We start from the raw sequence: 11,409 nt of genomic DNA, 5'->3' as shown, positions 1-11,409 counted from the left end.
CGCCGTCGGTACGGCCGGACTCGGTGACCCGGCCCGGCCGTACCGACGACCCCGTACCGACGGAGCCGTACGGACCGGACGGACGGGTCAGACCCGGGTCGGGCGGGCCTGTTCCCCGTCCGGTTCGTCGTCGTCCTCGTCGAAGACGGCGCTGACGTCGAAGCGGCAGACGACCAGTTGCGGGTCGGCGTCGTCGAAGGGCGCGCCGAGCCACTCCCCCGCCTCGGGCAGTTCCTCGGCGGCCGTGACCCAGAGCGTGGAATCGCCTTCCTCCAGGCCGAACTCCGTGTGCCGGGAGGCGATCTCGTCCGGTTCGTACTCCCCGAAGAGCACCCCGAGCGCCGCGTGGACGCTGGAGCCGACCACCGCGGCGGTCCCCCCGCCGTCCCGGTCGGCATCGGCGATCCGCTGCGCCTGTGCGAGCAGCCTCGGCGGCTCCACCACCGCGTAGTCGCGCCGGATCATCACGCTGAGAGCGTTCGGCTCCTCGGGGCCGGTGTACGGCGGCAGCGAATCGTCCGCACCCGGGATCTCGAAGGGGGTGACTTCGTCGTAGCGGTCGTAGAGCAGTTCGTCGTAGAACTCGGCGGCAGCGGCCAGTGCGTTGAACGCGTCGTAGACGGCCGCGTCGTCGTCGCCGGTCCGGCGTTCGACGGCCGCGAGGTGGTGGTCGAGCGCGGCTTTGACCGCCTCGGCGGCGGCGCGTACCTCGGCAGCCGTGGGCTGCGCAGCATCAGACATAGTGCAGACGCTATCCGTACACGGGCTCTGCCCGCACAATAGATGCGATGCCGGAATACGAATTTGTCGATGTGTACGTGCCACGCGGGGTCTCCCGGAAGGAGACGGCCCGCCTGTTGACCGACCATGCCGAGTACGGTCACTGGGAGTTGGACCGGCTGACGCTGCGTCGCGACGGCAGCCGCAGAGCGCGGCTCCGTCGCAGGATCATCCGCCAGATCCGGGCCACCTGGTGAGTCGGGGCGGGTCCGCGGCCGCGGACCCGCCCCTTTCCTTCGTACCGGCGTCGCCGCCGGGCTCCCGGCCTAGGCGGAGAGCCTCGCGCGGCGGTAGAGCACCGCGCCGGCACCCGCGAGCAGCAGTCCCGCGCTCGCCGGGACCAGCAGGTCGAGCCCGCCCGCCCCGGTGTGGGCGAGCTGCGGCGCGGTCGGCTTCCCGGGCACCTCGGGCACCGGCGGCTTCTCCGGTACCGGCGGCTTGTGCTCGGTGACCGGGGTGACCGGCGGGTGGACCGGCGGTGCGACCGGCGGCGGGACGGCCTCCGAGACGTTCCGGCAGTCGTTGCCGAAGGTGGGGTTGAGCAGACCGACGACGTCGACGCTGTTCCCGCAGACGTTCACGGGGACGTCGATGGGCGCGGAGATGGTATTGCCGGACAGCACGCCCGGCGATCCCCCCGCGACGGCCTGGGCCGTCGAACCGCCGCCGCCGAGCGGAGCGCGGTGCTTGCCGCTCCCCGGCCGGCTCGCCTGGCTCAGGTCGCCGTCGACCTGGCTGCCGGAGGCGTGCTTGCCGTGGGAGTCCTGCGAACCGTTTCCGCAGGTGTTGCCGAACGCCGGGTTGAGCAGCGCCACGACGTCCACGGAGTTGCCGCAGACGTTGACCGGTACATGGACCGGGATCTGTACCGAATTCCCTGACAGCACCCCCGGGGAATTCGTCGCTTCGCCGGACGCTCCCGCGTCGGCGTGCGCGTAGCCGCCGCTCAGCGCGAGTACGCCGCCTGCGGCCGCCACGGTGATCAGGCCTTTACGCGTGACCTGTCGCATAGGTGTTTCCTGCCTTCTAGCCTTCCGGAATACCCCCGGACTCGATCGTGCGGGGGCGGAGCACCAGCGACCCCGGAGCGCAGGGAATGCACTCCGGGGCCGAACTGGCTCAAACCCTTACGGGTTGACGCACAACGTCAGGCGTTGACGCAGGTGTTGCCGAAGGCGGGGTTCAGCAGCCCGATCACGTTGATCGTGTTGCCACACACGTTCAGCGGGACGTGCACGGGCACCTGGATGACGTTGCCGGAGACGACGCCGGGGCTGCCGAAAGCGCCACCCTCGGCGCCGGAGTCCGCGACGGCCATGCCCGCGCCCGCGAGCACGAGGCCACCAGTGACAGCCGCAGCAGCGACGACCTTCTTGATCATGATTCCTCCTAGTTTGGCAGTGCGGTCCCAGCCGCGGACCGCACCACCTGTAACGAGGAGGAAGTAATGGGGCTACGAGCACGCAGCCCCTTTCACCCGTTCCGGTCAGATCCGTACACGCTGACGATTGCGAGTGGGCAAAGTCGGCGTGATCAGGCAGGACGTCAGCTGTTGTCGATGAAGCGGTCGAGCACCCGCACACCGAACTGCAGACCGTCCACCGGTACGCGCTCGTCCACGCCGTGGAACATGCCCGCGAAGTCCAGCTCCGGCGGCAGCTTCAGCGGGGCGAACCCGAAGCAGCGGATGCCGAGGTCGTCGAAGGACTTGGCGTCGGTGCCGCCGGAGAGCATGTACGGCACCGCACGGGCGATCGGGTCCTCGGCCTGCAGCGCGACCTGCATCGCGTCGACGAGCGCGCCGTCGAAGCTCGTCTCCAGGGCCTTGTCGCCGTGCACGTCCTCGCGCTTCACCCGCGGACCGAGGATACGGTCCAGGTCGGCCAGGAACTCGTCCTCGAAGCCGGGCAGGAACCGGCCGTCGACATGGGCGGTGGCCTGGCCGGGGATGACGTTCACCTTGTAGCCGGCGCCGAGCATGGTGGGCGCGGCGGAGTTGCGGAGCGTGGCGCCGACCATCTTGGCGATGCCGCCCAGCTTGGCGAGGGTCGTCTCCATGTCCTCCGGGTCGAGCGGGGTGCCGAGCGCGTCGGACAGCTCGTCCAGGAAGGACCGCACGGTCTTGGTCACCCGGACCGGCCACTGGTGCCGGCCGAGCCGGCCGACCGCCTCGCAGAGCTCGGTGATCGCGTTGTCGTCGTTGGTCATCGAACCGTGCCCGGCGGTGCCGTCCACGGTCAGCCGCATCCAGTGCATGCCCTTCTGGGCCGTCTCGACGAGGTAGAGCCGCAGCTTCTCGTTGACCGTGAAGGAGAAACCGCCGACCTCGCCGATCGCCTCCGTGACGCCCTCGAAGAGGCCGGGGTGCTTGTCGACGAGGTAGCGGGCGCCGTACGTGCCGCCCGCCTCCTCGTCGGCGAGGAAGGCCAGCACGATGTCGCGCGGGGGCTTGCGGCCGCTGCGCATCCGGTCGCGGACGACCGCGAGGGTCATCGCGTCCATGTCCTTCATGTCGACCGCGCCCCGGCCCCACACGCAGCCGTCCGCGACCTCGCCCGAGAACGGGTGGTGCGTCCAGTCGTGGGCATTGGCCGGGACCACGTCGGTGTGGCCGTGGATCAGCAGCGCGGGCCGGGACGGGTCCTCGCCCTCGATCCGCGCCACGGTCGAGGCACGACCCTTGTGGGACTCGAAGATCTGCGGTTCCAGTCCGACCTCGGCGAGCTTCTCCGCGACGTACTCGGCCGCGCGCCGCTCCCCCGGTCCCGAGTGGTCCCCGTAGTTGCTGGTGTCGATCCGGATCAGCTCACGACAGAGGTCCACGACCTCGTCCTCGCCGGAGCCGGCCCGAGCCGTGTTGGTCTCGCTCACGCTGCTTCCTTCCACCGTCGCTGTGGTGCTCCCCCTCATCCTCCCGCGCCGCTCCCGGACACCCAAGGGCACCCACCCCTCGTCATCCGCCCTTCACGCAGTCCGGGGCGTGATCGAGCACCCCCGGATGTTTGCTATTGTTTTCCACGTCGGAACGGGCAGGAGCCCGCGAGACAGACACCTTGTCCGGGTGGCGGAATGGCAGACGCGCTAGCTTGAGGTGCTAGTGCCCTTTATCGGGCGTGGGGGTTCAAGTCCCCCCTCGGACACCAGCAGAAACCCCAGTTGATCTGGGGTTTTTCTGTTTTCCGGACCCGGGGACACCTCGGGCTGTCCGTCCGGTCCGCTCCCGGGGCTCGAGGGGCCACCCCGTACCATCGGCGCTTTACGCGATCTTGGTATGCGACGGGGGCATGCGGTGGACGGCAGGCGCAGGCGGCGCTGGGTGATATCGGGCGGGGTGGTCCTCGGGGCGGTGGTCGCCTCCGGGGTCGGGCTGTGGGCGACGGACAGTCCGCCGTTCCGGGACAGCTACTGCTGGGGGGCGTGGCAGCAGGACAGCGGCCCGGACTTCCTGGGCGACGAGGGGCTCGCCAAGTCCGGATCGGTACGGAGCGCCACCGAGTCCGCCGCGCCCTCGGCCGACGGCCCTCTCGTCCGTTGCACGGTGACGGTGGGCTCCACCGTCCCGGACGACGACTCCGACGGGCCGCTCACCTTCAAGGAGCAGGTCACCGCCGAGTACGGCCCGGTTCCGTACGGGGCCAGGGAGCGCCACGACTGGATCGCCCGGTACTTCGGCGGTTCGGGCGCCCGGCTGCCGGACGGGCTCGACGGGCTGGTCGCCCCCGACCGGGCGATGCTGGTCCTGCCCGAGGGGTGCGACGTCGGCGGCAGGCCGTCCGCCGTGACGATCCACAGCGCGAGCACCGGCGACGGGCACCTGGGCAAGGTGGCCATGCCGTTCTCGATCGGTACCCGGTCCGAGGTGGTCCGGATGCTGGTGGACCTGGCCAACACCGGGATGCGGAAGGCCGGTTGCGCCCCGGCCGAGCCGCTGCGCACGTCGTCGCCCGTCGTGACGGTCCCGGAGGACGACGAGAGCGCCCAGGACCCGCTGTGCCGGATCCCCGGGGTGCGGGTGAAGCTCGGCAAGGGCTCCGGTTACCGGCAGCAGGTGGGGGTGGTCGACGGCCGGCTCCAGACGTGTTCGGTGGTGTGGCGGGCGCGAGGGGTGCCGGACGAACCGGCCGCGCAGTACGTGATGACGTCCGAGCCCCGGCTGGCCGCGCTCTTCGACGGTCTTCCGGAAGGGGCCGGCGAGGGGCTGACCCGCACCGACTGCGCGGGGCGGCGGACGGTGTTCTACGCGCACCCCGGCACCTCGCTGGAGGGGGCGGGCGTGCCCGACGACCGGACGGTGTTCGGCCGGTTCGCCGCGTCGGTGGGCGACCGCATCGGCTGCGGGCCGGGTGAGGACGCGTGAGCGGGGAGAGCGACATCGGAGAGGACCGGGTGGCGGCGGTGGAGGACCAGGACACGGCGACCGCGGGGCGGGAGGCGTCCGCCGAGGGCCGTCCGGAGCGGGTGCCGGGGTTCCGGCGGCTGCTGCGGCACCGTACGGCGCTGGCCGTCACCGCCGCCGGGCTGGTCGGGGCGCTCCTCGGCGCGGGCGCGGTGGCCTGGCGCACGGACACGCTTCCGCTGGTCGGCCCCGCGCCGTGCTGGGACTCGCTGAGCGGCACCACGCTGTCGGGGCTCTTCGGCGACCGCCGGACCGAGGTCGAGGAGCAGGTGCTCCAGGGAGATCCGCTGGGCAGGGGCGGCACGTACGGGCAGTGCCGGATCACGAGCTACCGGGACGACAGGGCCCGTCGGCAGGTCACGGTGCGGGTGCACCAGCTGGACGGGTTGCGGGGCACCGACGAGGGGGACTGGCCCCGGGAGTTCCTCACGGCGGGCATGGTGCCGCCGGGCGAGGGGCTGCCCGGCCTGGTCTCGCCCTCGCGCGCCTGGCTGGCGCTCCCGCAGAGCTGTGTCGGGCGCCACGAGTTCACCGGTCCCACGGTGGTGGACGTCGCGATGGGCCCGGCCGGGTACGACGGTGCGACCGACTACGACCGGGAGGACCTCGCTGCGCTGACCCGGACCGTGGTGGAGGCCGCCAACGGGGTCGTCCGCGACTTCGGGTGCTCCGGCGCGTACCGGATGCCGGACCCGGTGCCGGGCCCGGTGGCGCGGCAGGACACCCGGGCCGACGCCTTCTGCGGCATCGAGGGGTTCACACTGCCCGCGGCGTACCGGAAGGAGCTGCCCCGGGCGCGGGTCGGCGGTGACGGTGGGCCCGCCCGGGTCTGCGAGGCGGGCGGGTCCTTCGATCCGGCGGTGCGGCTGACGACGGTGACGGACCCGGTGCTGTCCGAGGTCTTCGCCCCGCGGATGCTGAAGGCCGGGCGGACCGTCAAGGGCACCAAGGGGTCCGGGAGCGTGGACGGCTCCCGGGCGGTCTACCGGGCGCGTTGCCAGACCGGGCCGGTGGTCTTCGTGGTGGACCAGCTGGACCGGATCGAGCACGCCTCCGCGGACCTCGCCGGCCGGCTGCTGCCCGGCTACGTGGCCGCCGAGGCCGAGCGGATCGGCTGCGGCCCGGAGCGGGTGGCCGGGCCGGAGGAGTAGGGGCCGCCCTCGGAGTGCCGGTGGTCCGGTGTGTGCGCGGTCGCGGGGCGGCTCCGACCGCGCGGCGAGCGCGCCGGACCATCCGGCGGGCGACGGTTCGCGGGCCGGGGCCACGGTCGTCGCTTCCGGTCCGGCGTTACGCTGCGGGTTCGGTACGGCGGAGCGAGGAACGGAGAGGCATGGGCGGCGCGGCGGGCGGTGCGGGCCGGTGAGGGGGCGCGGGAGGCCCCCGGCGGCGCCGTTGCCCCAGCGGGCCGGGATCGATCCGGTCCGGCTGCGGCTGCCCGAGGACCCGGACGGGGCGTGGGCGACGGTGCGGGACCATCTGGTGGCGCGGTTCGCGGGGGCGATCGGGGCGGCCCGGGTGGACGCCATGGTCGCCGAGGGCCGGTTCGTGTCGCTGCGGGGCCCGGTCGCGGCCGGTGACCGATACGAGCCGGGCCGGTACGTCTGGTTCCACCGGGACTTCGCGCCGGAGGAGCCGGTGCCGTTCCCGGTCGGGGTGGTCCACCGCGACGAGCACCTCGTCGTCGCCGACAAGCCGCACTTCCTGGCGACGACCCCGCGCGGCCGGCACATCACCGAGACGGCGGTGGCCCGGCTCCGCCGGGAGCTGGACCTGCCGGAGCTCCAGCCCGCGCACCGGCTGGACCGGCTGACGGCGGGGCTCGTCCTGTTCGTGGTGCGGCCCGGGGAGCGGGGCGCGTACCAGACGATGTTCCGGGACCGCCGGGTGCGCAAGGAGTACGAGGCGGTGGCCCCGTACGATCCGGGGCTGGTACTGCCGCGCACGGTGCGCAGCAGGATCGTCAAGGAGCGCGGGGTCGTCGCCGCCCGCGAGGAGCCCGGCGAGCCGAACAGCGAGAGCCGGATCGAGCTGCTGGAGCACCGGGCGGGGCTCGGCCGCTACCGGCTGCTGCCCGCGACCGGGCGGACCCACCAGCTGCGGGTCCATATGAACGCCCTGGGACTGCCGCTCGTGAACGACCCGGTCTATCCGGTGGTCGAGGCGGAGGGGGCGCCGGACGACTTCTCGCGCCCGCTCCAACTGCTCGCCCGGGTACTGGAGTTCACCGATCCGGTCACGGGCGGGCCGCGCCGCTTCGAGAGCGGCCTGCGGCTTTCCGCGTGGCCGGACCGGTGAAACCCCGGGGGCGTGCTCAGTGGCCCCGGGCGATCCACTCGTCCAGGTGCGGGGCCTCCGCGCCGATGGTGGTGGAGTCGCCGTGCCCGGTGCGGACGGCGGTCTCCGCGGGGAGCGTCAGGAGCCGGTCCCGGATCGAGTCGACGATGGTCGGGAAGTGCGAGAAGGACCGTCCGGTGGCGCCGGGGCCGCCCTGGAAGAGGGTGTCCCCGGTGAAGACGGTGGACAGCTCGGGGGCGTAGAGGCAGACGGCGCCCGGGGCGTGGCCCGGGGTGTGCAGGACCCGGAGGGTCGTACCGGCGACCTCCAGCGTCCCGCCGTCGGCCAGTTCGCCGTCCGGGGTGCGGTCCGGGTGGGTCTGCCGCCACAGCGGCAGGTCGTCCGGGTGCAGCAGGACGGGGGCGCCGGTCGCGTCGGCGAGGGCCGGGGCGGCGTCGATGTGGTCGTTGTGCGCGTGGGTGCAGACGATGGCGCGCAGCGTACGGCCGCCGAGGGCGGCCTCGATGGCGGCGGCGTCGTGGGCGGCGTCGATGACGATCGCCTCGGTGTCGTCGCCGACGATCCAGACGTTGTTGTCGACCTCCCACTCGCCGCCGTCGAGGGCGAAGGTGCCGGAGGTGACCAGGTGGTCGATGCGGGCGGCCATCAGAGGATCACCACCGAGCGCAGCACGTCGCCGTCGTGCATCCGGGCGAACGCCTGCTCGACGTCGCCGAGTCCGATGGTCTCGGTGACGAAGGCACCGAGGTCGAGTCGCCCCTGCTGGTGCAGGTCGATCAGCATGGGGAAGTCGCGCGAGGGCAGGCAGTCGCCGTACCAGGAGGACTTGAGCGAGCCGCCGCGGCCGAAGACGTCGAGGAGCGGGAGCTCCAGCTTCATCTCCGGGGTGGGGACGCCGACCAGGACGACGGTGCCCGCGAGGTCCCGGGCGTAGAACGCCTGCTGGTACGTCTCCGGGCGGCCGACCGCCTCGATGACGACATCGGCGCCGTTGCCGCCGGTCAGGGCGCGGATCGCCTCGACCGGGTCGGTGGAGCGGGAGTTGACGGTGTGCGTGGCGCCCATCGTCTTCGCGGTCTCCAGCTTCCGGTCGTCGATGTCGACCGCGATGATCTTCGACGCGCCGGCCAGCCGGGCCCCGGCGATCGCCGCGTCGCCGACGCCGCCGCAGCCGATCACGGCGACCGAGTCGCCCCGGCCGACCTGGCCGGTGTTGATGGCGGCGCCGATGCCCGCCATGACGCCGCAGCCGAGGAGTCCGGCGACGGCCGGGGAGACCTCGGGGTCGACCTTGGTGCACTGGCCGGCGGCGACCAGGGTCTTCTCGGCGAACGCGCCGATGCCGAGGGCCGGGGACAGCTCCGTGCCGTCGAGGAGGGTCATCCGCTGCTTCGCGTTGTGGGTGTCGAAGCAGTACCAGGGGCGGCCGCGCAGACAGGCGCGGCACTGCCCGCACACGGCACGCCAGTTGAGGACGACGAAGTCGCCCGGGGCGACGTCGGTGACGCCCTCGCCGACGGACTCCACGACCCCGGCGGCCTCGTGGCCGAGGAGGAAGGGGAACTCGTCGTTGATGCCGCCCTGCTTGTAGTGGAGGTCCGTGTGGCAGACACCGCATGCCTGGATCTTGACCACGGCCTCGCCGGGCCCGGGATCCGGGATCACGATCGTCTCGACCCGTACCGGCTCGTTCTTCCCCTGTGCGATGACCCCTTGCACCTGCTGCGCCATACCGTGGTCTCCTCTTTCCGTCGTTTCGCGAAGATCGAACGCGAACAACCGTACGCCCCGTGAGGGTGTCACGGCGGCGCGCCGCGTTGGCGGGAAACGACTGCCGCTCCCCCGGCGGGATGTACCGGTTCCAGTCAGATGGTGCGCGATGCAGAACCTTGTCGGATTCTCCGCGGTCCTTTGATACGTAGGGGGAGATCGGCCGGTACCTGCGGGGGCAGGGGTCGTTCTCCCCCGCGACAGGGGAATCACTGATCATGGGGGAAGTACCTTGACCGAGATCATCGAGGCCACGGAGAAGATCAGTCAATCGGGGGACGAGCCTGCCGTGCTGGCGGCACCGGTCGGCGGGCTCGTGCCGTACGTCGACGCGCTGCCCGTTCCGCCGGTGCTCCGCCCGCGGAGCGGCGACGTGCTGCGGGAGACCGAGATCGCCGTGTCACCCACCTGGGTGCGGCTGCACGCGCAACTGCCGCCGACCCTGATGTGGGGGTACGACGGCATGGTGCCCGGGCCCACCATCGAGGTGCGGCGCGGGAAGCGGGTCCGGATCGCGTGGACCAACCGGGTCCCGAAGGGGAGCGAGTACCCGGTCACGGCGGTGGAGGTCGGCCCGGTCGCGCCGGGCGAGCCCGCCCCGCACAACAGCCCCGGCCGGGACGGGGTGGAGCCGAACCCGGACGTCGCCGCGCTGCCCGCCTGGACGGTGACGCATCTGCACGGCGCCCAGACCGGTGGCGGCAACGACGGCTGGGCGGACAACGCGGTCGGCTTCGGCGACGCGCAGCTGTCGGAGTACCCGAACGACCACCAGGCGGCGCAGTGGTGGTACCACGACCACGCGATGAACATCACCCGGTGGAACGTGTACGCCGGGCTGGTCGGCACGTATCTGGTCCGGGACGACGAGGAGGACGCGCTCGGCCTGCCGTCCGGCGACCGGGAGCTGCCGCTGATCCTCGCCGACCGCAATCTCGACACCGACGAGGACGGCCGGCTCAACGGGCGGCTGCTGCACAAGACGACGGTGCTCACCAAGGCCCACCCGGAGACCGGGAAGCCGGTGTCGCTGCCGTTCCTCGGCCCGTACACGACGGTCAACGGGCGGATCTGGCCGCATCTGGACGTGGACGACGCCTGGTACCGGTTCCGGCTGGTCAACGCGTCCAACGCGCGGATCTACGACCTGGTGCTGGTGGACGACGAGAACAACCCGGTGCCGGGGGTGATCCGGCAGATCGGCAGCGACGGCGGCCTGCTGCCGCGCCCGGTGCCGGTCGACTTCGACGCCTCGCTGCCGCAGCTGACGATCGCCCCGGCCGAGCGGATGGACCTGCTGGTCGACTTCTCGGCGCTGGCGGGCCGCCGGGTCCGGCTGGTCAACCGCGGCAAGCTCGCCCCCGGGGTCGCGGACCCGGCGTCGAACGTGCCGTTCCCGCAGGTGATGGAGTTCCGGGTGCGGGAGACCGGGCGGCGGGACACCTTCGAGCTGCCCGAGGTGCTGTCGGGTTCCTTCCGGCGGTACGAGCACGGCCTGGTGGAGCACGGGCACCGGCTCGTGGTGCTGACGGTGCCGGGGACGGTCGGCGGCGGCGGCCATCCGGAGATCTGGGAGATGGCGGAGGTCGAGGACCCGTCGACGGTGACGGTGCCCTCGGACGGGGTCCTCCAGGTCCGGGGCGAGGACGGCACGGTGCGGACGTACCGCAGGATCTCGCGGACCTTCAACGACGGTCTCGGCTTCACGATCGGCGAGGGCACGTTCGAGCAGTGGTCGTTCCTCAACCTGGGCGGCCCGACGCATCCGATGCACATCCATCTGACCGACTTCCAGGTGATGGGCCGGGAGGCGTACGTGCTCGACGGCTTCGACCCGGCGCTCGGCGGGACCCGCTCCCCGGTGGAGTTCGACCACGGCACCAAGATCCCGGCCGCCCCCAACGAGCACGGCTGGAAGGACGTCTTCCGGGTGCCCGCCGGGCAGCTGGTGAAGGTGCTCGGGACGTTCGACGGGGCGTACGGGCGGTTCATGTACCACTGCCATCTGCTGGAGCACGAGGACATGGGCATGATGCGGCCGTTCGTCGTGATGCCGTCCGAGGCGATGAAATTCGACCACGGCGCCGGGCACGGCGGGGGCCACCAGGGACACGGCGGCTGACCCGGACACACGCCCGCACGCACGGCGGCCCCCGCGGAGAGACTTC

At 72.4% G+C, this 11,409-nt stretch carries 11 protein-coding genes and 1 tRNA gene; 6 read left to right on the top strand and 6 right to left on the bottom strand.

From position 1 onward, the window contains the following. Positions 1-87 precede the first annotated feature (87 nt). Positions 88-741 carry a hypothetical protein gene (locus tag ACF08W_RS13100; RefSeq protein WP_352280639.1) on the bottom strand — a complete coding sequence of 218 codons (654 nt, stop codon included), beginning with the start codon at positions 739-741 and terminating at the stop codon, positions 88-90. Between the two features lie 47 nt (positions 742-788). Here ACF08W_RS13100 and ACF08W_RS13095 point away from each other — a divergent pair, with 47 nt between their 5' ends. Further along, the gene (locus ACF08W_RS13095; protein WP_352280641.1) at positions 789-977 is read left to right on the top strand and encodes a DUF5703 family protein; all 189 of its coding nucleotides are present in this window, start codon (positions 789-791) and stop codon (positions 975-977) included. 69 nt (positions 978-1,046) lie between these two features. Here the strand turns inward: ACF08W_RS13095 and ACF08W_RS13090 are convergent, their stop codons facing one another. The 3 genes from ACF08W_RS13090 to ACF08W_RS13080 form a co-directional block, all read right to left on the bottom strand. Continuing rightward, positions 1,047-1,790, bottom strand: coding sequence for a chaplin (locus tag ACF08W_RS13090; protein ID WP_392279284.1), 744 nt, complete (start codon positions 1,788-1,790; stop codon positions 1,047-1,049). A gap of 137 nt (positions 1,791-1,927) precedes the next feature. Further along, entirely contained in the window at positions 1,928-2,161 is a 234-nt protein-coding gene (locus ACF08W_RS13085) for a chaplin (RefSeq protein ID WP_352279185.1), read from the bottom strand. A gap of 164 nt (positions 2,162-2,325) precedes the next feature. Continuing rightward, the gene (locus tag ACF08W_RS13080) at positions 2,326-3,651 is read right to left on the bottom strand and encodes a M20/M25/M40 family metallo-hydrolase (RefSeq protein ID WP_352279187.1); all 1,326 of its coding nucleotides are present in this window, start codon (positions 3,649-3,651) and stop codon (positions 2,326-2,328) included. Between the two features lie 184 nt (positions 3,652-3,835). On the opposite strand from ACF08W_RS13080, the gene ACF08W_RS13075 reads away from it, so the two are divergent. The 4 genes from ACF08W_RS13075 (at position 3,836) to ACF08W_RS13060 (ending at position 7,471) form a co-directional block, all read left to right on the top strand. Then, positions 3,836-3,923, top strand: a tRNA-Leu gene (locus ACF08W_RS13075). A 128-nt stretch (positions 3,924-4,051) separates the two neighbouring features. After that, on the top strand, positions 4,052-5,137 hold the full coding sequence (locus ACF08W_RS13070) for a hypothetical protein (RefSeq protein WP_392279283.1): 1,086 nt from the start codon (positions 4,052-4,054) through the stop codon (positions 5,135-5,137). After that, positions 5,134-6,327: a hypothetical protein gene (locus tag ACF08W_RS13065; protein WP_392279282.1), complete on the top strand. Its 1,194-nt coding sequence runs from the start codon at positions 5,134-5,136 to the stop codon at positions 6,325-6,327. Before ACF08W_RS13070 ends, ACF08W_RS13065 begins: the two co-directional genes overlap by 4 nt. A gap of 208 nt (positions 6,328-6,535) precedes the next feature. Further along, positions 6,536-7,471, top strand: a complete 936-nt coding sequence (locus tag ACF08W_RS13060) for an RluA family pseudouridine synthase (protein ID WP_385210569.1) — start codon at positions 6,536-6,538, stop codon at positions 7,469-7,471. Between the two features lie 16 nt (positions 7,472-7,487). On the opposite strand, the gene ACF08W_RS13055 is transcribed toward ACF08W_RS13060, so the two are convergent. Further along, positions 7,488-8,117 carry an MBL fold metallo-hydrolase gene (locus ACF08W_RS13055; protein ID WP_385210566.1) on the bottom strand — a complete coding sequence of 210 codons (630 nt, stop codon included), beginning with the start codon at positions 8,115-8,117 and terminating at the stop codon, positions 7,488-7,490. Then, positions 8,117-9,202 (bottom strand): S-(hydroxymethyl)mycothiol dehydrogenase, encoded by a 1,086-nt coding sequence (locus ACF08W_RS13050; RefSeq protein ID WP_392279281.1) that lies wholly within the window; start codon positions 9,200-9,202, stop codon positions 8,117-8,119. The genes ACF08W_RS13055 and ACF08W_RS13050 overlap by 1 nt, the downstream gene beginning before the upstream one ends. A 271-nt stretch (positions 9,203-9,473) precedes the next feature. Between ACF08W_RS13050 and phsA the strand changes: the two genes are divergently transcribed. Next, a complete protein-coding gene (gene phsA, locus ACF08W_RS13045) occupies positions 9,474-11,363 on the top strand; it encodes an O-aminophenol oxidase PhsA (RefSeq protein ID WP_385210560.1) in 1,890 nt (629 codons plus the stop codon). Positions 11,364-11,409: the final 46 nt, after the last annotated feature.

Origin of the sequence: Streptomyces sp. NPDC015144 (assembly GCF_043079735.1) — a bacterium.
Classification (GTDB): domain Bacteria; phylum Actinomycetota; class Actinomycetes; order Streptomycetales; family Streptomycetaceae; genus Streptomyces.
This window is presented reverse-complemented; position numbering and strand designations above follow the sequence as displayed.

Coding starts and splice junctions, on each gene's coding strand:
- ACF08W_RS13100 (WP_352280639.1), bottom strand. CDS start 741: ATGTCTGATGCTGCGCAGCCCACGGCTGCCGAGGTACGCGCCGCCGCC.
- ACF08W_RS13095 (WP_352280641.1), top strand. CDS start 789: ATGCCGGAATACGAATTTGTCGATGTGTACGTGCCACGCGGGGTCTCC.
- ACF08W_RS13090 (WP_392279284.1), bottom strand. CDS start 1,790: ATGCGACAGGTCACGCGTAAAGGCCTGATCACCGTGGCGGCCGCAGGC.
- ACF08W_RS13085 (WP_352279185.1), bottom strand. CDS start 2,161: ATGATCAAGAAGGTCGTCGCTGCTGCGGCTGTCACTGGTGGCCTCGTG.
- ACF08W_RS13070 (WP_392279283.1), top strand. CDS start 4,052: ATGCGACGGGGGCATGCGGTGGACGGCAGGCGCAGGCGGCGCTGGGTG.
- ACF08W_RS13055 (WP_385210566.1), bottom strand. CDS start 8,117: ATGGCCGCCCGCATCGACCACCTGGTCACCTCCGGCACCTTCGCCCTC.
- ACF08W_RS13050 (WP_392279281.1), bottom strand. CDS start 9,202: ATGGCGCAGCAGGTGCAAGGGGTCATCGCACAGGGGAAGAACGAGCCG.